This is a genomic window from Pseudoalteromonas luteoviolacea NCIMB 1942, from assembly GCF_001625595.1.
In the GTDB taxonomy this organism is placed as follows: domain Bacteria; phylum Pseudomonadota; class Gammaproteobacteria; order Enterobacterales; family Alteromonadaceae; genus Pseudoalteromonas; species Pseudoalteromonas luteoviolacea_A.
Map to the genome: position 1 here is coordinate 36,763 of NZ_AUXT01000124.1, position 20,779 is coordinate 57,541.

Annotated in this window: 22 protein-coding genes; 12 read left to right on the plus strand and 10 right to left on the minus strand. The window is 42.4% G+C overall.

The window, feature by feature from the left end; all coding sequences use genetic code 11:
* Window positions 1-9 precede the first annotated feature (9 nt).
* From N482_RS06840 to N482_RS06850, 3 genes are read left to right on the plus strand one after another with little or no spacing between them, the layout of a single operon-like run.
* The gene (locus tag N482_RS06840) at window positions 10-3,744 is read left to right on the plus strand and encodes a translocation/assembly module TamB domain-containing protein (RefSeq protein ID WP_196765322.1); all 3,735 of its coding nucleotides are present in this window, start codon (window positions 10-12) and stop codon (window positions 3,742-3,744) included.
* The gene (locus tag N482_RS06845; protein ID WP_063376335.1) at window positions 3,744-4,583 is read left to right on the plus strand and encodes a transporter substrate-binding domain-containing protein; all 840 of its coding nucleotides are present in this window, start codon (window positions 3,744-3,746) and stop codon (window positions 4,581-4,583) included. Before N482_RS06840 ends, N482_RS06845 begins: the two co-directional genes overlap by 1 nt.
* Window positions 4,570-5,451 carry a peptidylprolyl isomerase gene (locus N482_RS06850; protein ID WP_063376336.1) on the plus strand — a complete coding sequence of 294 codons (882 nt, stop codon included), beginning with the start codon at window positions 4,570-4,572 and terminating at the stop codon, window positions 5,449-5,451. The genes N482_RS06845 and N482_RS06850 overlap by 14 nt, the downstream gene beginning before the upstream one ends.
* A gap of 37 nt (window positions 5,452-5,488) precedes the next feature.
* Here N482_RS06850 and queF read toward each other — a convergent pair whose 3' ends face one another.
* The gene (gene queF, locus N482_RS06855; RefSeq protein WP_063376337.1) at window positions 5,489-6,334 is read right to left on the minus strand and encodes an NADPH-dependent 7-cyano-7-deazaguanine reductase QueF; all 846 of its coding nucleotides are present in this window, start codon (window positions 6,332-6,334) and stop codon (window positions 5,489-5,491) included.
* Window positions 6,335-6,394: 60 nt separating this feature from the next.
* On the opposite strand from queF, the gene syd reads away from it, so the two are divergent.
* Window positions 6,395-6,937, plus strand: coding sequence for a SecY-interacting protein (syd, locus tag N482_RS06860; RefSeq protein WP_269202104.1), 543 nt, complete (start codon window positions 6,395-6,397; stop codon window positions 6,935-6,937).
* Here syd and N482_RS06865 read toward each other — a convergent pair whose 3' ends face one another.
* From N482_RS06865 to N482_RS06875, 3 genes are all read right to left on the minus strand, one after another.
* Window positions 6,938-7,711, minus strand: coding sequence for a Zn-ribbon-containing protein (locus tag N482_RS06865; RefSeq protein WP_063376338.1), 774 nt, complete (start codon window positions 7,709-7,711; stop codon window positions 6,938-6,940).
* A gap of 1 nt (window position 7,712) precedes the next feature.
* A complete protein-coding gene (locus N482_RS06870) occupies window positions 7,713-7,976 on the minus strand; it encodes a hypothetical protein (protein WP_063376339.1) in 264 nt (87 codons plus the stop codon).
* A gap of 110 nt (window positions 7,977-8,086) precedes the next feature.
* The gene (locus N482_RS06875; RefSeq protein WP_063376340.1) at window positions 8,087-8,299 is read right to left on the minus strand and encodes a DUF2789 family protein; all 213 of its coding nucleotides are present in this window, start codon (window positions 8,297-8,299) and stop codon (window positions 8,087-8,089) included.
* Window positions 8,300-8,424: 125 nt separating this feature from the next.
* Here N482_RS06875 and N482_RS06880 point away from each other — a divergent pair, with 125 nt between their 5' ends.
* Window positions 8,425-9,090, plus strand: coding sequence for a GNAT family N-acetyltransferase (locus tag N482_RS06880; RefSeq protein ID WP_063376341.1), 666 nt, complete (start codon window positions 8,425-8,427; stop codon window positions 9,088-9,090).
* A 992-nt stretch (window positions 9,091-10,082) separates the two neighbouring features.
* Here N482_RS06880 and N482_RS06885 read toward each other — a convergent pair.
* Both N482_RS06885 and N482_RS06890 read right to left on the minus strand, forming a co-directional pair.
* Window positions 10,083-10,388 carry a DUF3301 domain-containing protein gene (locus N482_RS06885; protein WP_063376342.1) on the minus strand — a complete coding sequence of 102 codons (306 nt, stop codon included), beginning with the start codon at window positions 10,386-10,388 and terminating at the stop codon, window positions 10,083-10,085.
* On the minus strand, window positions 10,389-11,414 hold the full coding sequence (locus N482_RS06890; protein ID WP_063376343.1) for a DUF3549 family protein: 1,026 nt from the start codon (window positions 11,412-11,414) through the stop codon (window positions 10,389-10,391).
* A gap of 149 nt (window positions 11,415-11,563) precedes the next feature.
* Between N482_RS06890 and N482_RS06895 the strand changes: the two genes are divergently transcribed.
* Genes N482_RS06895 through N482_RS06905 form a run of 3 tightly spaced genes read left to right on the plus strand, consistent with a single transcriptional unit; the run spans window position 11,564 to window position 13,064 of the window.
* Window positions 11,564-11,887: a YqcC family protein gene (locus tag N482_RS06895; protein WP_063376344.1), complete on the plus strand. Its 324-nt coding sequence runs from the start codon at window positions 11,564-11,566 to the stop codon at window positions 11,885-11,887.
* A complete protein-coding gene (gene truC / locus N482_RS06900) occupies window positions 11,887-12,621 on the plus strand; it encodes a tRNA pseudouridine(65) synthase TruC (protein ID WP_063376345.1) in 735 nt (244 codons plus the stop codon). The genes N482_RS06895 and truC overlap by 1 nt, the downstream gene beginning before the upstream one ends.
* Window positions 12,621-13,064, plus strand: coding sequence for a flavodoxin domain-containing protein (locus N482_RS06905; protein ID WP_063376346.1), 444 nt, complete (start codon window positions 12,621-12,623; stop codon window positions 13,062-13,064). Before truC ends, N482_RS06905 begins: the two co-directional genes overlap by 1 nt.
* Window positions 13,065-13,119: 55 nt before the next feature.
* Here N482_RS06905 and N482_RS06910 read toward each other — a convergent pair whose 3' ends face one another.
* Entirely contained in the window at window positions 13,120-14,685 is a 1,566-nt protein-coding gene (locus tag N482_RS06910; protein ID WP_063376347.1) for a lytic transglycosylase, read from the minus strand.
* A gap of 197 nt (window positions 14,686-14,882) precedes the next feature.
* Window positions 14,883-15,650, minus strand: a complete 768-nt coding sequence (gene gloB / locus N482_RS06915; protein ID WP_063376348.1) for a hydroxyacylglutathione hydrolase — start codon at window positions 15,648-15,650, stop codon at window positions 14,883-14,885.
* A 52-nt stretch (window positions 15,651-15,702) separates the two neighbouring features.
* On the opposite strand from gloB, the gene N482_RS06920 reads away from it, so the two are divergent.
* The gene (locus N482_RS06920) at window positions 15,703-16,449 is read left to right on the plus strand and encodes a class I SAM-dependent methyltransferase (RefSeq protein ID WP_063376349.1); all 747 of its coding nucleotides are present in this window, start codon (window positions 15,703-15,705) and stop codon (window positions 16,447-16,449) included.
* Between the two features lie 11 nt (window positions 16,450-16,460).
* On the opposite strand, the gene rnhA is transcribed toward N482_RS06920, so the two are convergent.
* Window positions 16,461-16,931: a ribonuclease HI gene (rnhA, locus tag N482_RS06925; RefSeq protein WP_063376350.1), complete on the minus strand. Its 471-nt coding sequence runs from the start codon at window positions 16,929-16,931 to the stop codon at window positions 16,461-16,463.
* Between the two features lie 453 nt (window positions 16,932-17,384).
* Window positions 17,385-17,519: a hypothetical protein gene (locus N482_RS25900; RefSeq protein WP_269202105.1), complete on the minus strand. Its 135-nt coding sequence runs from the start codon at window positions 17,517-17,519 to the stop codon at window positions 17,385-17,387.
* A 538-nt stretch (window positions 17,520-18,057) separates the two neighbouring features.
* On the opposite strand from N482_RS25900, the gene N482_RS06930 reads away from it, so the two are divergent.
* From N482_RS06930 to N482_RS06940, 3 genes are all read left to right on the plus strand, one after another.
* Window positions 18,058-18,246, plus strand: a complete 189-nt coding sequence (locus tag N482_RS06930; RefSeq protein WP_063376351.1) for a hypothetical protein — start codon at window positions 18,058-18,060, stop codon at window positions 18,244-18,246.
* 207 nt (window positions 18,247-18,453) lie between these two features.
* Window positions 18,454-19,164, plus strand: a complete 711-nt coding sequence (gene dnaQ, locus N482_RS06935) for a DNA polymerase III subunit epsilon (protein ID WP_063376352.1) — start codon at window positions 18,454-18,456, stop codon at window positions 19,162-19,164.
* A 14-nt stretch (window positions 19,165-19,178) separates the two neighbouring features.
* Window positions 19,179-20,555 (plus strand): TIGR03503 family protein, encoded by a 1,377-nt coding sequence (locus tag N482_RS06940; protein WP_196763590.1) that lies wholly within the window; start codon window positions 19,179-19,181, stop codon window positions 20,553-20,555.
* Window positions 20,556-20,779: the final 224 nt, after the last annotated feature.

The window sequence follows — 20,779 nt, forward strand, 5'->3', positions numbered from 1 at the left end:
GGAGAACCTGTGAATTTCGATTTTAAAAAACGCTTGTGGATGAGCGTATGTGCTGCGCTTGTTGTGTTTACATTACTCTTAGTAACTCATACAGGTAACCGAGTGCTTATGGGGCTTATTAACTATTTGGTACCACAGGTGAACGTTGAAGTACAGGAAGGCAAATTACTATCTGGTGGGTTGGTTTCCATTAACTTTCAGTCTTCATCGGTTAACATCGCGGCCAATAAAGCTCGCATAGATTTGACTTGGTTTGACTGTGCAACGGTTTGCTTGTCGGTGAAAGTGGATAATTTAAGGGTTAATTCCTCGCTAACAGAAGCTGGCTCAGAAATGGAGTCTGTATCAGGTGATGAAATTTACGAACACGCCCAAGAGCAAATATCCCTGCCAATTTCCTTTGCCATAGCTTCATTACAAGTTACTTCCTTTCAGCTGGAGGCTGGTGATCACTTTATCGAGTTTTCTGACCTAAATGTAAGCGCTGAAGTTCACGACTCCCTTTTACAAGTGACTCATTTTCAAAGTGAGGCAATTCATATTGAGCAATTACGATTGCCGAAGGAGCAGGCGAGTCAAGTACCAGATAATCTCGCGCCAGTTATTACGCCAGACCTGTATATTCCTATCGACATTGATTTACCTGCGCTACAAATCTCCAATATTGATTATCAACCATTTGAGCAAGCACCTATGTCAGTTGCAGATTTCGAGCTGGCACTGTCAGTCGAATCGCAAACAGTTCACGTCGAATCTCTGGCTTTTAGCTATTTACAAAATAGCGCATATGCAGTCATGGATTACGATTTACGCTCAAACTTAATTCATGCCAGTGTCGGTGTCGCACAGACTAAGGGAGCTCTTTCGGCGGTTATTCAAGGGGATTTAGAGAGCTTAAGTATTAAAAGTAAAGTGTCAGGGAATTTACAAGCCCGAGCTTTACTGTCGATATCTCCCGCTACACAAAATTGGCCATTTTCTTTGGATGCGCAAATCGGCCGTGCAGATATTGCGCAAATAGCTAAACTGTCTCAAATCAAGTTAACGGGGCAGGGGAATGCAAATGATTACACATTCTCAATACGGGGAGTTGCCGATTTAAGTCATGCTTATGGACAAATGCAGCCAGCCCATATCCAAGCTGCAATGAATGGCACTTTGTCCAGTCTAGAGGTGAAAAACAGTCGTATTCAAGTTGATAAAGCCTTCACCGATCTATCCGCTAAAATTGATTGGCAAGATGGATTAAGTCTCAATATAAATGGCAATTTGGAAAACTTGCCAATCCCTAATATGGGATTTGGTAGTACGCAAAGTGTAAACAATGCTCCTCTAGGCGCACTGTCTGGCAATTATGCGGTGCAGTTTGACCAATTACGCAGTACATGGAAAGTCAATGTAGAACAATTTAAATTACATGGAGAGATTGCAGAGCAACCACTCTCGTTGATGGTTCGAGGCGAGGTAAATGAACAACTACGCGGACACTTGGAGCAAGCCCAATTAGAGTATGGGGCGAGTTCCATCCATATTTCAGGTGAACTTGGTAAAGAGTTAGATCTGACTGCGAAACTTGATATCAACCAACGAGCAACACCTGTTCTACCAATAGATATTACTTTGCTTGGAGACCTTGATATTACAGGCCTGGCCTCAGCACCAAAAGTGGTCGCTAATACCGCAATATCAACGTTTAAGTACAACGACATTGCATTGACAGATGCACAGTTCTCGTCGGATATCGACCTTGCGAAGGACTTTGCTGGCAACGTTTCGATGATGATAGTAGAAGCTAATTTCCCTGGTGTTGAAAAAGGAAAAGTTACATTCAATGCCAAAGGAAGCCTAGCCAGTCACACGGTGGCTCTAAAGCTAGAAAGTGAACTTGTCTCGGCCGATATGGCAGTCACAGGGCAGCTTGAAAGCGAAAAATGGACTGCGCATGTCAACAAGACTGATGTTGACATGGCGTCGCTTAAATTAGAACTCAATAACCCCATCGAAGTTTTGGTGTCGGATACGAACCTGTCTATTTCTGAGCATTGCTGGCGAGTATCCACAGGCCAAGCCTGTTTATGGGCGCAAAGACACAACAAACAAGGTGAAGCCAAAGTAAACTTAATTGACATACCACTTGATACAGCATCTGCATGGTTCCCTGACGGGGTATCCGCTGAAGGAAAGCTTACCGGTCAAAGTGAATTGCAATGGGCTGATAATCGTCTTAGTGCTTTGGTTGGTAAAATAAGCTTACTCAATGGCAAGGTGGCGCTAACTAAATCCAAGGCTGATGCGGAAAACTTACCTGAAGCGCTGTCAACAGCTTTGACAATAAAGTCCTTTAATATTGATCTCAACGGCAACGCTGATACAGCTAATGTTGATTGGCAAGTACAACTCGATAAACTAGGAGGCTTTAATGGCTCACTGCACTTTCCTGATATCGCAAACACCAATACTGTGAATGGTTTTATTGATATTGGTGCAATTCAACTTGAAGAGTTTACCCCTTATTTTAGAGTGCTAGCTTGGCCAGACCTGACTTTAGCAGGCCAATTGAATGGCCGAATTGAGCTGGCGGGCAATATTACTCACCCTAATGTGCTTGGACAGTTCAAGGTCGCACAGGTATCCGTGCTATCTAGTTATTTGCCTATGCAAGTGACTGAGCTTGACCTAGATCTAGATGTGAAAGATGATTTGGTGACGTTGAGTGGTAAGTTACGCACGCCAGAATCTGGTGTGGCGGATATTCATGGTACAGCCTCTTTGTATCCTGACTTGGCTGTTGAGCTTAAGCTCAAAGGACAACGTTTGTTTATGACGCCTATGGCTGGTGCGCAAGTTGCTCTTTCACCGGATTTACATGTCCAATTTTCTCAACAACAGCTTAATATCATAGGCGAAGTTAATGTGCCATTTGCACGATTTACTTTGAGTGCGCTACCTGAAGAAGCCATTTTGGTTAGCGAAGACCAGATGATAATTGGCACGCAGGAACCTCCTCAAAAATCAGCATTAATGGATTTTCAGGCGGATATCGATATTAATTTGTTGGATGACGTGCGTGTAGTGGCTTTGGGTCTCGACGCTTATTTAAATGGTGGACTATCTTTAGAAAAGCAGCTAGATACTGCTATTTTGGCAGCCGGTGAAGTGTCTTTGCGAGATGGTAAATATACTGCTTTTGGTCAGGATCTATTTATTGAAACGGGTCAGCTCGGTTTTAATGGGCCGTTAGACAAACCTTATTTGAATATTCGAGCTATTCGTAACCCTGACACAACCGCAAATGGCGTGATAGCAGGCGTTGCTGTACAAGGCAGTATTGCTGAGCCTGAGTTGATAATTTTTTCTGAGCCAGTAATGGATCAGGCTAAAGCACTAGCATATTTGCTTAATGGTGAGGCGCTGGGGGCAGGAGAAAGCTCTAATAATACTATGTTGGCACAGTTCTTATTGTCAAAAAGCATCGATAAAAGTAAAGGATTGTTTACGAAAGCGGGCAAAAAACTCGGCCTTAAGGATGTAAATCTGGCTGCAAAAGGTAGTGGAGATGATACACAAGTGGAACTTTCAGGGTACATTACACCTAGTGTACAGGTTAGTTACCGAGTTGGTGTATTCGCATCTTTGAGTGAAATAGCAGTACGTTATCGAATATTTTCAAAGCTTTATATTGAAGCTACGAGCGGTCTCTACGATAGTATAGACTTGTTGTATAAATTTGATTGGGGTGATTGATGCGCTATTTGAGCTTTTTGCTCGTTGTGATTTTTTGTCATGCCGCCGTCGCAAAAGAAGCTAAAGTTGTTAGAGTTACACAGGGCGCACACCCTTATGTTGTAGATTTGATCAAGCTGGCACTGTCATATCAAGAGGAGTCGTACAAACTTCGCTATATTGACAACATCCCAACGCAAAGCCGTGCAATTAGGTTATTAGGTAAAGATAACGGGATTGATATCTTTTGGTCAGTAACCAGTTCAGAGCGGGAAAACATCGCACGTGCGGTGCGAGTCCCAATCGTCAAAGGGCTATTGGGATATCGAATCCTCGTAATAAATGAAGAGAATCAAGAAAAGTTTAGCCAGTTAAATCATATATCTCAGCTCGAGAAATTTCATTTTGGGCTCCGCTATGATTGGCCCGATCATAGTATTTTTATAGATAATAAGTTATCAGTGAATGAGTTTAAGACGTTTACAGGTGCATTGAATATGCTCAAGTCTAATCGCTTTGATGCTGTGCCTATTAGTATACTGGAACTGCCTGATCTAGTTAAAAGTTATCAGACATATGCTGAGCAAAAACTGTTACTTTACTACCCATCGGCGGTATACTTGTTTGTTGAAAAATTCGATCAAGCACTACATAGTGCACTTTCTAGTGGCTTAGACAAAGCTTTGCAAGATGGTCAATTTGAGAAATTATTTAAGCAATACTTCCATGAACTAGTGAGTGAGTTAGCATTGGAAAGACGCACCTTAATAGAATTAAAAAATCGTCGCCTGCCACCTAGTGCGCCTTTAGAAAATCAGCACCTTTGGTATCAACAAGAAATAAAAAATGAAAAAAACTAACGTACTTTTTGCCTCCACTCTGCTTATACTGAGCGGTTGTATGCAGCAGTCAGACAAATCGCAAGTAGAGGTTCGCGCTCCAAGCGAAATCATTAATGCGGCAACGCAGTCAAATTGGCGTGAGGTGGACAAGGAAAACATTTTACGTATTACGTTGGAAACCGGTCACGTCTATGTTGAGCTCAATGAGCAACTTGCGCCAAATCATGTGAACAACATTAAGCTGTTAGCGAGGGAAAAGTTTTACAATGGCCTCAGTATTTATCGCTTTGTAGAAGGGTTTGTTGCTCAGGGGGGAGATCATACTGATACTAAAACTCCTCAGCATGGTAAAAAAAGAATTGATGCTGAGTTGTCTTATAAAACAGCTTCTCGTTTGATGATTACTGCGCTTGAAGGCTCTGACGGCTACGCAATTAGGACGGGATTCTTAGATGGCTTTGCAGTAGGGCAGAACCCCAATGCAACGAAAACTTGGATGACTCACTGTACTGGGACCTTTGCCATGGCGCGCGGCAATGAAATTAACAGCGGGGGCACAGAATTTTATATTACGCTTTCTCCACAGCGTTACTTAGATCGTAATATCACCGTGTTTGGCCGCGTGCTAGAAGGTATGGAGCATGTTCTAAAATTACAGCGTAATCCTACGCCAGAACGCGAGTATAATCCTATTCTACGAGTGGATGTGCTTAAAGATATCGCCGCTGAAGATAGTGTCCAATTTGAAGTGTTTGACACCAACAGCCCCCTTTTTGAAGAGCTTATCGCTGCAAGAACTAATCGACCTGAGCCGTGGTTTAAGTTTACGCCAAATTACGCAGATGTTTGTTCAATAGCGGTGCCGACAAGAAGAAATGTTATGTAGAAAAGTGCTGAGAGATTCAGCTCTTTTCTACATTTTATTATTGGCGATTAATGCGAATATTAATGCTTGTTGTGTCTTGTTCAGTTGAGCGGAATGGGTTGATATCGAGTCCTCCACGGCGCGTATAACGTGCATAAACTTCTAATTTACTTGGATTCAAATCTCGTTTGATATCGCAGAAAATACGTTCTACGCACTGTTCGTGAAATTCGTTATGGTCTCGAAATGAAATTAAATATTTTAATAGAGACTCTCGACACACCTTTTTGCCCTCGTAACTAATGACGATACTTGCCCAGTCTGGCTGGGAAGTGATGAGGCAATTTGATTTTAGCAGGTGGCTATACAGTGTTTCGTTTACACATTCATCGCTTTCAGTGCGAAGCATACCTTTAGAAGGGCTGTAAGTATCGACGTCAACATCTAAGTCGTCAATACAAGTACCTGGAAGTGCGGTAAATGGTATACAGTTAAATTCATCCGGTCCGTAAAGCTTTACGATGACTTGGCATTGTGACGCTGCACTGAGATCTTCGCTCAGATGTTGTTGTACAGTTTGCTGCGAGTCAAAGCGTGTTTGGTTAAAGCTGTTGAGATACAGTTTAAATGATTTTGACTCAATAATGTGAGAACTCTGGCATGGGAACGTAAATGTAGCTACGGCAACTTGTGGTTTTCCTTTGCTGTTTAGCCAAGACAATTCATAACCTGTCCAAGTGTCTTCACCAAAAAAAGGGAGCTTTTTTTCATTTACTGAAATTTGATCCCTATTTAACTTACGAGCAATTGGATGCAAAAGAGTTGCATCATATTGAGATGCATATTCGGTTGTTTTACCTAACACTGAAGCTTTTAGCTCAGGTGCATTGTTGTAATCTGTCATGTTTCACCAATAGTGGTTACAATGGCCCGAATTATAGCGAATTAAAATGAGATTGGCAGTATGGCTTCATTTACAAACCTGATGGAGACGCTCCACACACAATATGCGTCGGTAATCGAACAAAACCAAGGGCACCTCCCACTGATTCAGCATGACGTTGACTACCCCAGTCCATGTGAAATAGGGCAGCCTGATGCTCAGGGTCAAATTCAATGGCAAGCGATGTCTAGGACGCCTACGCAAAACTTGGGTGACTTGGCCAAAGCGCTCGAAACTGAATTTCCATCTGCACTACATGCATTTTATGGTGCGGTGTTTGGCGGGAATATTATTGCTCAGTTTGATGGTAATGCAGTTGAGTTGTTGCAAGTGTGGAATGAAGAAGATTTTATTAACCTGCAACAGAATATAACAGGTCATGTGTTGATGAAGCGTCGATTAAAGCAAGACGACACCATATTCATAGGTCTCACTGAAAAAGAGGACTTGTTGATCACTGTAAAACTGAAAACTGGTGAGGTGTGTTTAGAATATGTTGGGAAGCCACCACATCATGTTCTGGCGGCTAGTCTAGAGGAATTTATTGAGAATCTGAACTTTTGATTACTGAAAGTCCCAAGACATATTCGAAACGAGCTGGCAGTTATCACATTTAAAATCAAAAATACCAAACCAAGGCTCGTCTAATGCCCAATCTCCATCGCAGCTTGGGCATTTTCTTTGCCGCTCTGTTTCAACGCTAGCTCCACCAACGCGATACAAATAATAGTAAACAGGCTTATTTGTGAGATATCTAATGCGTTTACTTAAATCTAGTCCGCGACGCGTTAGATCACTTGAAAGGCTGCTTATCTCTTCCAATGCGGCAAATTCGCAGCGAGTAGCACCATTTATTTGTATTTGATCGCATGCCTGCCAGTCTTCTTGCCATTTGATCAAAGCTTTGTAATCACCGTTGGCAATTGCAGGAGTTTTGTAAAGCGGCACAGGCAAAAAATCGTCTCCACAATATAAAGGGCTGCAAGTATGCACATAGGTTGTGTAGAGAATGAAGCTTGATGGTGATTGGCATTGATCTGCGCCATTTGCATGGATATCTTGGCCAATGACCTTTACTTTAGGTGCTAATAACCCAGCTTGTTGCAACTGCTCAATTGCATGTTTGACAAAAGGGCTGTGGTGTAGCGGATGCAAAGAGTCCTCTAGAGGGCTCATAACACGGGTGATGAAGTACCCGTCTTTTAGCACCGTAGGGAATTCATCGCCGATAATCTGGCCGTTAAAGCGCAGCGCATTAACCAAACGGTTTATGGCCTGCTCAGCCATATCCAAAGTTGTATCTTGGTAGCAATCAAATGTGAGATCGACAACAAACATGCTAATTGCGCTCTTCTAAAACGGCCAATAACTTGTCGAGCTTTGCTTCAATTCGATCAAGTTGAGAGCGTGCTTCTGGCTCAACCTGTTCTTGCTCGGGCGCTTCAGTTTCAATTGAGTCCGGTGCATTTTTATATGCGCTTAACGCTGCAATAATAACAGGCATGGGCACCGTTGCTGTCAGTTTAGATTTCACTGTGGCAACGGTCGGTGTTTTACCTTCCGAAACTAAAATACGGATGGCTTTTTGAACAGCAGGGTGCATAACAAACTACCAATAAATAAAAATGATTTTACCACTTTTAACTTGATTGCCAAATGGCTTAAAGGTCGCGATTAGTGGTTCGCTTTTTTTAAGCGCTGTGTTGGCTATAGTTAGCGTAATAATGCGTCGGATTCGTCGATAACTTCGCTCCAATCCGTGTCTTCAATGAAGTGTTTCTGACCTTCATTCCAAAATGGAACATCTTCGATAAGCACAAGGCTTTGTAACGTATTGCAATCAATAAACAACGATATTTGTTCATCACCGCTTTCTAACCCTAGCTGCGAAAATAATGATTTCAAAGAGTGGTAACTGGTATCCATACAGATCTCGTTGAACAAGAAACATACAGAAACTATAGTAGAAGCAGACGGAATTTATAATAAGAAAGAGACAGCCTTGTGATAAATCCGCGCAACATACTTAACTTGATAACAGGGACATAAATATGACAACGACAGAAGAGCAAGTATCTGACACTGAAATTAGCGTTAAATACTTAGCGCCCGAAGATATTCATGTAGCCGGCAGCTTACTTTATCAGGCATACCATGAAGATCCCCTACTTATTGATATTTTAAATGAGCCTAATGACAGCAAATTCGAGTCTAAATTAAGGGCCCTCATTAGAGAAGATCTTTCTAGCTTTAGCAAAGCTGGGCAACCAATTATTGGCTTGTATATAAGAGATAATTTGGTGGCTGTTGCATGTGTTTTTGTCTCCCAATCTGAAATTGATGCTACGCGGGGGTGGAATTGGCGATTACGTTTGATGATGGTAGCAGGCAGGCTGCAGACGCGACAACTATTGGAAAAGGAACGCACGATAAAATCAAAGTTACGCGTACACGAAAGCTATTACTTTTTGTCCTTTATCGCGGTAGACCCGCATTATCAAGGTTTGGGTTATGGACACTATTTGCTAAATGCATTGGATACGCTGGTTAATGAAAATCTTGAAGTTTCTGGCTTAGCCGTTTTTATAACCAAAGGGAACCAAGTCAATTTTTTTGAAGCCCATGGTTATCAACTTATTGAGCAACTGACGTTTAAATCCGCATCTGGTGAATTGTTGTTTAAGCCTCGAACTGACAAATTGGAAAAAACACTGTGAGACTTTTCCTACATAGGTGTGAGTATTTTTGGGAAGTATAACTCGTTTTTGGCTTGTTTTTTTATTTAAATTATTGTTTTTAATGGCTTATTTTGTTTATTTCAGTAGTTTTTAATAATTTTTATTGAGAATGTCTCCTATTTATTCAGACTAATTCGCTTAAACTTATTCGTGTTGAAGGGTGAATGGATTCAAGAGGACGCAAACGCTAGGAAGGCGGGTAGGATACAAATACACACGGGAAGTTCGGAGCGCCAAGGGACAAGGTGAAGAGGAACCAAGCAGGTAGGACGTAGCACAGGATGTGCAGACATAGGAAATGTCAGAGGATTAGGAGCGCCGAGGGATAAGGCGAAGAGGAGCCAAGAAGGCATAGGATAACAAGCACAGGATGTGTAGACATAGGAAATGTCAGAGGATTAGGAGCGCAGAGGGATAAGGCGAAGAGGAGCCAAGAAGGCATAGGACAACAGCACAGGATGTGCAGACATAGGAAATGTCAGAGGATTAGGAGCGCCGAGGGGTAAGGCGAAGAGGAGCCAAGAAGGCATAGGATAACAAGCACAGGATGTGCAGACATAGGAAATGTCAGAGGATTAGGAGCGCCGAGGGATAAGGTGAAGAGGAGCCAAGAAGGCATAGGACAACAGCACAGGATGTGCAGGCATAGGAAATGCTTAATGGAGCGGGGATACCGCAATACAAAGGATGTACTGGCATAGGAAGTGCTCAGTAGAAAGGAACAGCACATTGGGATATGTGAAGCGGATAGTCGTACGGGATGTACTAAGGATGAAGGCAGGGAGGATAATCGGGTGTATAGGAAGTATACCCGTTCAGGGGATGATGAAAATTGGCGGCTTGCTGGTAAGTTGTAGGCAGAGGTAGCGGAGACCTCCAAGGGAATTCGTCGGATTGGGGCGTGACAAACAGGGTTGCGCCTTAGTTTTTTATATCAGGTTCCCAATCCATCATATTAATCTGTTCGAAAATTATTCCATAATTCTGTGTGGTGGCACATCCATTTTGACCAAAATTTGATTCTCTAAATACAAAGTACCTTTATATGCAGTATCTCTGTCTGAACTGAATTCAAATAAAAATTGGCTTTTTATCCCTAATTTTCCATTTTTGAGCACACCAATACGCCTCTTTTGGCAGGCAACACTCAACAATTGGACGTTAAGTTTTTCGCTTTGTTGTGCAGCATGTTCACGCGCTGCTTCGGCGATTTCTCTGTTATACCAAAAGAAACCGCAAGCCGTAAGGGTGAGTATAAAAAGCCAAAGTGTTGTCATTTATGAAAATAGCCTACCAATTGCTCTAGAAAGTGTGTCGCTTCGATTTTGCGCTCTCAATAATCCTAATACATGTGGACGGAGAATCGGAATTGCAACTAAATCGGTGAAAATACTTTCAAAAAGTCCGTCAATTTGGGTGTTGTGAGCAGCTTTATCCATAAATGTGTAGAGGCGTTCTGGCTCTGTCAGTGTTTCCCAGCCTCTTCCTGCTATTGTGAGTAATACGTCAGCCTGTTCAGCAAGTTCTGAGCTTAATAGATGATCCACTGATTGTGCAATTAGACCAAGACCATGACTGCCGGATATAGCTCTAAAGCAATGCACACTGCCACTTAATTGTTGTTGAGTAATATGTTTATAGAGCTGTGCCTGCAAGTGTTCAGTCAACTCTGTCGATATCGCAACATGTTCTAACATGGCCGCTAGTGGGCTTTGTACTTGCTCTGGCAAACTTGACCAACGAGAAATCAAATTAGCTTGATTTTCGCCATGCTCCAGACGCATTGCAAAATCCGCGAGTCCTTGTAAGGCCAGGCTTTGCCAGTCCTGATGTTCTGTATGCGTAAAATACTGCTCAACAGTTTCGTAATATTGTGAGGCTGAGCGCTTCAATTCGCATTTCATCAGCGCGTTAAAGGCAGCAAGTTTATTAGCGTTGGGTGTATACACGTAAGGGTTATTATCTAGCTTACCTTGCGCGGCTTCACCTGTCAGCTGCGTACCTAATGCGTCTAATACCATTGAGGCAAAGTGATCTCGACTAGCAATAATTAATTTACTTTGTTCATCCAATGGGAACTTAAGAAACCAAACATATGGGTCAAGCGTGGCTTGAATATCCCAAAATTGAATTGCAATCAATGCATGATTGCCCAGTGGATATGGGTACGGCACTTGGGTATTTTCAATTTGAGCAAATTGTTTTTTGTCTATCTTGGTGATTCGACGACCTATATCATATACACGCCACTGAGTGCCTGCGGAAGTTAATAGCTCGCCTAATGTTGAAATTTGCGCCGTCATTTTATACTCACTTGAAATTGCTTTGCCCGTGATTATAGCGATATTTACGTCCTGTAGTAAGGTCTGGCGGAACTTCCTAAGTTAAATGCTCTTCGTGGTTCACAGTGGTATAATGTTCGTTTGGGTATTACGTAATATGAGGGTTTCACGTGAGCCAACAAGTTTTACAGCAACTTGCTGAGTTAGAGAATCAATTACAACAAGCTAAACTTTGGCAAGCAGAACCGGTGAAGGCGCAAGCGTTAGCATCCACTCAGCCTTTTTGTTGCGATACCTTACGTTTTGAGCAATGGCTGCAATTTGTCTTTATTCCAAAAATCCAACAGATGATACATGAAGGACAACCACTACCGACAAACATTGCTATTGCGCCAATGGCTGAGGTCGCATTTTCTGGCCATCCTCAGCAACAAGCTATTTTTTCTATGTTAAGTGAAATAGATACAGCTATTTCGAGTGGTGGAGTAAAGTAGTGCTAGAAATTATTTATCAAGATGAAAACTATGTTGCTATTAACAAGCCTTCAGGGTTGCTAGTTCATCGTTCTTTTCTAGATAAGCGAGAAACGCAGTTTGCAATGCAAATGCTGCGTGACCAATTAGGTCAACATGTTTTTCCTGTGCATCGCTTAGATAGGCCAACCAGTGGTGTATTGCTCTTTGCATTGAGCTCCGAAGCGGCTAGAGACATTAATCAGTTGTTTATTGAAGGCACTGTCGAAAAGCGTTATTTGGCCTTAGTCAGAGGTTATAGTAAAGATGAAATCTTTGTCGATAAGCCTTTGAAAGAGCAGCTAGATAAAATTGCTGACAAGTTTGCAGATCAAGATAAAGCGCCACAGGAGGCGCAAACAATGGTGCGTTGCCTACATCGCGCTAGTCTTGATATGCCATTCGGTAAATATCCAAGTATTCGTTACTCATTGGTCGAGTGTTTTCCAAAAACAGGTCGCAAGCATCAAATTCGACGTCATCTCAATCATTTAGCGACGCCCATCATTGGCGATGTGAACCATGGTGATAATAAACATAACCACTTTTTCCGTGACCATTTTCAGCTACAGCGTCTCATGTTGTTTGCAACTGAGCTAAAGTTTATACATCCTTATACTAAGCAACCTATTTTAATTCGCGCTAATTTAGGTGATGACATGCTCAATATTTGCCGTCAGCTAGGTTGGCCATCAACAGAGAAGGATTATCAATAATGGCGTCAATTACGCTATTTGTAGGCAGCGTCTACGGCAATGCAGAAAACTTAGCTACTCAAATACAGTCACATATTAATGCTCAGGGGCATCATGCAAGTATTGCAGAGCCCCCTACAATGGATAGCTTAAAAGCTGCGGAACATGTGCTGTTTGTCTCTTCTACGACAGGCCAAGGTGATATTCCTGATGGTTTATTTCCACTGTTTTTGCAGATGCAAGCGCAGCTACCGATGCTGACAAACAAGCAGGTAGGTGTAGTGGCTTTAGGAGATAGCAGTTACGGAGATACATATTGCGGAGCGGGGCGTCAAATTGATGCATTGGTAAAAGAACTCAAGGCAAAGTTACCGCAACCAAGGCTGGATGTGGACGCTGGTGAGTATTTCGAACCTTGGGAGCCTGTAGAGCCTTGGCTTAAGAGTTGGCTAGCAGCGCTGTAATTGATGGGCTTGCACAAAAAAGGCCACGATTTAAATGACGTGGCCTTCTTTTATACTAGGTAGTTTGCACATTGACTTTGAGTTTTAACTTTTGTCCTGGGTGCAAGTATTTTTGATCAGCAAGTGAGTTCCATTTCACGATATCTTTGATAGATACGTTGAACTTATTAGCGATTCTTGCCAATGAATCACCTTTACGTACTTTATACGTAATAGTACGCTCTTTACTCTGCAAACCAGCAGTTTTGCTTTGTTGCTGTGTTTTGTAAATTGTAAGCTTTTGACCCAATTTAAGCACTGAACTTGGTTTGAGTTTATTCCAAGCTGCTAACTGTTTAATCGTGACATCATATTCTCGGCTGATATCCCACAGCGTATCACCACTTTTAACCGTATGTACTTTCTTACGTCGTTCGGTTTTGTTAGCAACCTTTCTAACGGCAGTTGGTAGGTGTTCACTTTTCAGCTCGCCTTCACTAAGTGGTACAAGTAACTGTTGGCCAACACGAATCATATTCCCATTCAGTTTATTGAGTGTTCTTATGGCACCGGTATTTGTATCAAACTTTTTAGCAATAACAGAGAGACTGTCTCCCTTATTAACTGTGTAATATTGCCAGCGCAGGCGCTCTTGCATCGGCGTGTTAGCAAGCGTTGTTTTGAATTGTTCAATCTTATCAAGAGGCAGTAGTAATGAGTGAGGCCCTTTAGGGTCGGTTGCCCAACGGTTGAACCCAGGGTTTAGACGATATAGCTCCGTTAGGGATATTCCTGCCATTTCTGCCGCTAATGCCAAGTCGATCTGTGTTCCAACTTCGATGGTATCGACAACTTGCGCATTGATAATTTTATTCCATTTAACCTTAAACTCATCTTGGCGCATTAATAAGTCTGAGAGCGCAAGCAGTTTTGGTACATAAGCTGTGGTTTCTCTGGGTAGATCTAGCGACCAAAAGTCAGTTGGCAGGTGCTTTTTACGATTTTTTCGAATTGCCCTCATCACTCGGCCTTCACCAGAGTTATACGCTGCAATAGCGTTTAACCAATCACCATCGAGTGTTTTATGAAGGTAAGTCAAATAATCTAACGCTGCACGTGTCGACTGGACAATATCTCTACGGCCGTCGTACCACCAGTTTTGTTTAAGGTCAAAACGTTCGCCTGTTTTTGGCATAAATTGCCAAATGCCAGAAGCACTGCGGTGAGAGTAACCAAATGGGTCAAATGCACTTTCAACGATTGGCAGAAGAGCAATCTCGATGGGCATTTCGCGCTTTTCAACTTCTTCTACAATAAAATAGAGATATGGCTCGGCACGTTTTGAAATCCGGTTTAGGTAAGACTGGTGTCGTTGGTAGTAATTTCTTTCTGTTACAACTGGGCGATTCTGTGGCACCGGTATAGATAACTGATAACGGATTCGCTCCCAGACATCATCGAAAACAGGCGGAGGCTCATCTGCTTCAATAGGTTCTTGAATAGCGTGAGACAATGCTTCGCTTATTTGCGCTGGGTTGGCATGATCTAATAGTTCGGCTTGCTGGGTAGAGGTCTGCTCGGTAGTTGTTTGACAGCCTGCAAGCAAACTCATAATAGCAATTATCAGAAGTGACTTTTTCATAAATCTCTTTTTGTCGGGCAAAAACCTGGCAATATTACCCTTATCTGGCGTCATTTTAAAGTTGTTCGCAACAACGTAACGGTGAATGCGCTTTTCGGGGTGCGTAATTACTTGATGTATTGAAAAATCAAAGACAGCACAAACAGGGTGGATAAGCGCTGTCTAGTTTGTGGTTATGTCTCGTATAACCAAAGCCGCTAAAATTGATCTTTCCACAATCTGAGTTTTGCAAATACTTGCCAATGGGTCTCGGTAGGACTTTTTAGTAGTTCTGGTAAATTGGCTAAGATCGCATCGTTATTTGCTCTAAGAAATGGATTGATTGCACGTTCGTTACCAATGTTGGTTGGTAGAGTCGGTAAGTTTTGCTCTCGTTTTGCTTTTGCCCAAGTTGTATAAGCCTTGAGAGCGTCATTATTGGGCTCTACAGCCTTGGCAAAGTCTAAATTTGCAAGTGTGTATTCGTGTGTGCAGTACACCTCGCATGCCTCAGGCAATGCAGACAATGCTTGCAATGAATGCCACATTTGTTCTGCTGTACCTTCAAATAGTCGGCCACAGCCTCCACTGAATAAGGTATCACCCGTAAAGGCTCTTACATCATTAATATAACAAATATGATCAAGAGTATGGCCCGGTGTTTTAATTATATTATAACGCTCACCTGCTATAGTAAGTGTATCTCCTTGAGATAATGAGCAACTGATGCCTGAGAAAGGGGAGTTTTTAGGTCCGTAAATAGGGATATCAGGGTAGTGTGATAATAACTCCGCGATTCCGTCAGTGTGATCCCAATGATGATGGGTGACTAATATGCCTGTGAGCTGTCGGTTTTGTTCGCGTAAAAACTGTAGCACGGGATGACTTTGTCCAGGATCGACAACCCAAGTATTAAGGTTAAGAGCATCACAAATGGCCCAAATATAGTTATCGTTAAATGCTTTGATCGGATGAACTTGCGTCATAACTCATTGCTCTATAAAGTGAAGGTGTCAACTAGTATAACGAGCGTACGCGATGAAACCAGCATTAAGTTTTCAGCAAGGACCCAAACCGCAATCATGGCGAGATTTCCCCCATGGAGACTATGTGCGGGCTGGTATTGAGCGTCGCATGGCAAAATGGCTGCCACGTATGTTTGGTTATCATATGCTAAAGTTAGGATGCTTAAGCGGGCAGTTAGATACATCAGAGAGCCCTATTGATCATCAGGTATGTATTTCCGCAAGTGCACCGCATGCCGGCGTCATTGCCGAAATTGATGAGCTACCTTTTTATGAGCACAGTGTAGATGCGTGTGTTTTGTCGCACTGTTTGGAGTACCACTCGGACCCCCATCACATTTTACGTGAAGCGCACCGCACTTTGGTCCCCGGTGGCTACATTGTTATTACTGGCTTCAATCCTTTTAGCCTATGCGGATTGGCACACATGTTACCGTTTAGTGGAGAAAAGCTGCCTTGGTCGGGGCGATTTTTCACCCCATCTAGGGTAAAAGATTGGCTGAATTTACTCGGTTTTGAAATTGTTACAGATGAGCGTTTCATCCACGCGTCTTTAGCTCGAGGGTCGCGATTGTCTCGCTTTGCTCCGTGGCGTCGATTTTGTCGACATTACTTAAAGCCGATGGGCAGTGTCTATATGCTGGTGGCTAGAAAGCGGGTAGCGCCGTTAACACCCATCAAACCTAAATGGCATGCAAGGCCTAAATGGACACCAGCGGTAAAGGGCGCACGCCTGAAGCACAGCCGTACGCGAGAATAATCAGTCTATTTCTATTGTTGGGCGATGTATCCGCTATCTTCAAGCAGATCATCCTGTGATGCGGCATCTCGTGCTAAGTCATCTACGAGCTCATTGTATTTATTACCTGCATGGCCTTTGACCCAGCGCCATTCTACCTGATGTCTCTGACATGCGCTGTCGAGACGCTGCCATAAGTCCACATTTTTTACCGGTTGTTTAGCCGCTGTTTTCCAGTTGCGTTTTTTCCAGTTCTCTACCCAAGATTCGATACCTTGTTTCACGTATTGGCTGTCAGTATAGAGCACGATCTGGCAAGGGCGGGTTAGGGTTTCCAACGCAACGATTGCCGCTAACATTTCCATGCGATTGTTGGTGGTTAGCTGGTAGCCTTGCTGTAGTTGTTTCTCATGGCCTTGGTAACTTAAATAAATACCATAGCCCCCAGGACCTGGATTGCCTAGACATGAGCCATCGGTATAAATCTCTACGGTTTTTTGCACAAATTAGCCTGTAAAATTCAAAATGGGCAGATAATCCCTTACCATAGCAAAGTTCAGCTGCCAACGGTATTCAAAATACAAAAAAGCGGTATATGCCAAACTAAAATGCGTTTTAATTATTCAAAGCAGGTTGGATAACCAAAAATCATTATAGGTAATCACTTGTTGTGTACCAATTATAGGTCGTATAAACGTGTTTCTTTTGTCCGTTATTTGCTTCGTTGTGCTTTTACCTATATTGAAGTAATTGAGCGTGCCTTCTTTCGATATAAAGTAGATGCCCTGGGAGTCAACACGCCAGTTTCTATGTAGCGCGATACTTCGAGGAAGGGCAGCTTCTTGTCAGGCGTAAACCTAGCTTGGTAAGCGCTGATGCCATCACCAAACGGCCACAAATAATGGACGATACTGCCATCACTATCACTGGATCCCTCGCTAGAGAAGTTGCCGGGCTCAAGTACTGTCAGTTGGGTAGGCTCCTGTCATTTGCAAATATGGACCTCGGGTTAAGTTTGCGGCTAACCCCACAATGGGGATGTTAACTAAGCCGATTGAAATCAGGAACTTCATCATTATTGTCGTTTTCATCTTTTTGAACCTGTGTTTTTGTTAGTTATTTGTATAAAGAGCAAATAAGCGCTCCGTTTCACTTTGTCCTACAAGTGGAAATATTGCTGGTGATAAAGATTGATATAAGCTGGTCGTTTTTTTAGTTATAAATATCAATCATGTATGGCGTGATACATCACGGGAAAGTACTGTAAAAATGAAATTTTTCTAAAAATAACGGTGTAGGTGGGGGTGTATAGGAACTGCTACTGCCAAAACACTCGATGTGCTGATACCAGTCAATTCGATGTGAACGTATTACGATTTTCGCCAAGTATCTAGTGAGGGTTGGACAAGCTTTGAGTTTTACGATTCAAACTGGCCTGTTGGTCGAGGCCAACTAGGGTATAGCGAAGGAGATGAGCATACCGTTATCGCTAAAGAAATTCAGGGTCAGCCCATACTAGCATATTATTTTCGTCACAAATTTGACTGGAAAAATGAACACGCCAAACAAAAGCTCAAACTACGTCTACTGGTTGATGATGGAGCTCGTGTTTTTCTCAATATTCAAGAAGTGCATCGACAATTGTTGCCCGAACAAAGTCTAAAGAAGGCACAGTTGGCCGTTGGCTCATTGACAGAGCATAGTTGGTATGAAATTGAACTCTCAGAGAATGTGCGTTTAAAGCGTGAAAATATTCTGGCAGTTGAGGTGAGGCAGGTGTTTGCAACGAGCTGTGATTTAAGTTTCAATCTAGCGTAATTAATTGAATAAGTTCTATGTTTTATCAGTTGTGAATATTGATTTATACGTCGCAGGATAGTGCGCATCAAGTTAGTGTGGCCAAACAAAAACATTACTATAGCGCTATTTGATGTCGAAAGGATTTAAGAATAGGTCATGTAACAAAGCCGAAAGTGGGTTAATATGGGACTTGAACAGAGAAATGAATGTTAGAGATCATAAATCATGGTAAAGCGTCAGATAGTTCTGGATACAGAAACCACCGGCATCGACCCCAAAGCTGGGCATAGGATTATTGAAATTGGGTGTGTTGAACTAATAAATAGGCGCCTTACGGGCAATAACTTTCATGTTTATATAAACCCTCAACGAGATATCGAAGAGGAAGCCATTGACGTTCATGGTATCACGAATGAATTTTTACGTGGTACGCCATTCTTCCGTCAAGTTGCACAAGAGTTTCTTGATTACATAAGTGGTGCAGAACTAGTTATCCATAACGCGCCGTTCGATGTGGGCTTTATGGACCATGAATTTGCGATGTTGAACCAAGGTTTTCCCACAACAAATGATGTCTGCGAAGTACTGGATACACTCGTTATGGCGCGTGATTTGCATCCAGGTCAAAAGAATAGCTTAGATGCATTATGCCGCCGTTATGACATTGATAACTCAAAGCGTACACTTCACGGCGCATTGCTGGATTCCGAGATTTTGTCAGATGTTTATCTGGCAATGACTGGTGGGCAAAAAAAGCTAAACCTAGCACAACAAATTGACGGTGCACAGCAAGATGGGAGTGGTGGTATTCGTCGACTAGCAACTGATAGGGCTCCATTGCGTGTTTTGCAAGCCAGTGAAGAAGAAGAACTTGCACACGCAGAGCGTATGGAAATTGTCAATAAAGCATGCGGACAAAGCTTATGGCAACAATAAAGAGGTAAATATCAATGCGAATTTGGATAGTCGTTTTTAGCATATTGTTCAGTTTTAGTGCTGTATCAGAAACCCCAAATATTACTATGCTAGAGCGCGATGGGGTATCCAATGAGATCCCACTGCTAGATAATCGTTTTCGCATTGACCATAACGTCGATAAAATTACTTTGTTGTTCTTTCGTTCCACAGGTGCGCCTGCTGTCGTGTTAGTTAGGCCGGATGGCAGTAAAATCTACTCGATTCATGCTGTTAAAGATGAATCACTTGAATGGTTTGACGAGATCAGCTACGACCTGATCATAATCGATAAACCCATGCCCGGGCCATGGCAAGTACTTGGACAAATCCAAAAAGATAGCCGAATTATGGTACTGGGTGATATTGAACTCATTGTTGATCCACTGCCACCCCTGTTATTTCGCGGCGAAATGCTCAAAGTAAATGGCAAGGTTACCAACGATGGTAAACCTATCGATGTGGGTTACTTCCGTGATGTGGTGACTTTATTTGTTGAGTTTGTCAGTACAAATAATGAAGAATACGCTAATTTCGGTGCAGGTACACAAAGTGTTACGGACTTTAAAGATGACGGCAGAGACTTTGATGAGAGACCGCTGGATGGGGTTTTTACCGGTGAATTTAAACTCACCTTTCCGGCAGGCGAATGGCAACCTGAGTTTTTTATAGAGACCCCCATACTAAAACGTCGTGTAGTGAAAGACCCCATAGTCATCGCTGAACCGCCCTTCACTTTTGAGTTACAACTTGCTGACGATGAAGAGTTTGAACACGAACTTGTGATTCAGTTAAATCGAAATATCGTCAAACCGGAGACCGTGATATTGCAAGGGAAAATACTTTACCCCAATGGTGAGGAGCAAGTTTACACCTTAAACGAACAAGAGCGCTTTTATCGCCAACTGCAAATAAAGAATTATGATTGGGGGCGTTATAGTGTGCAGCTGTCTGCCTTTGGCGAAAATATTAATAGTCGTGAATTCATGGCAGCCATCCCCGACTATAACTTTGAAATTGAACGACCAATTGAAAAAGTACCGGAGTTGACAAAACCTATCACGCCTGAAGAGCTGATGGGTCCATCAGAACCAGAGGAGCCAGAAGTAAATACGGCTCTGATTGTGTCCATTGTTGTGGCAGGTAATTTACTAGTGTTGCTCTTAGGTTGGTTAGTGATCCGTGTCTTTGTACAAAACAAACCATTGAAGTTTTCAATTCCATTGCCGACTTCTATTCCATTTTTGAAAAAGAAACAAAAAATGGATTTAGACGATCTGGAGTCAGAAGGGGAAGGTGAAGAAAAAAAAGGTGAAGCGGGTTCAGATTCGGGAGATGTACTTAGTTTGTCCATGTCGGACGATAAAAATTGATGACTTTCATGTGTGGTGTAGATCCTAAGATAAGTTGTGTTCTTGGCAAGTTGCTTCAAACTTGCTTGCAGAATAGACAAGCTGATGTAATTTTCAGCGAGTAACGTCATTAAACGTTAAAAATGCAGTTTTTTTCAAAAAAATAGTTGACTCTGAAAGGGGTCATTCGTATTATTCACGCCGCTGTCAAGGAGCACACCTTGTCAGTGAAATACAAAATTATC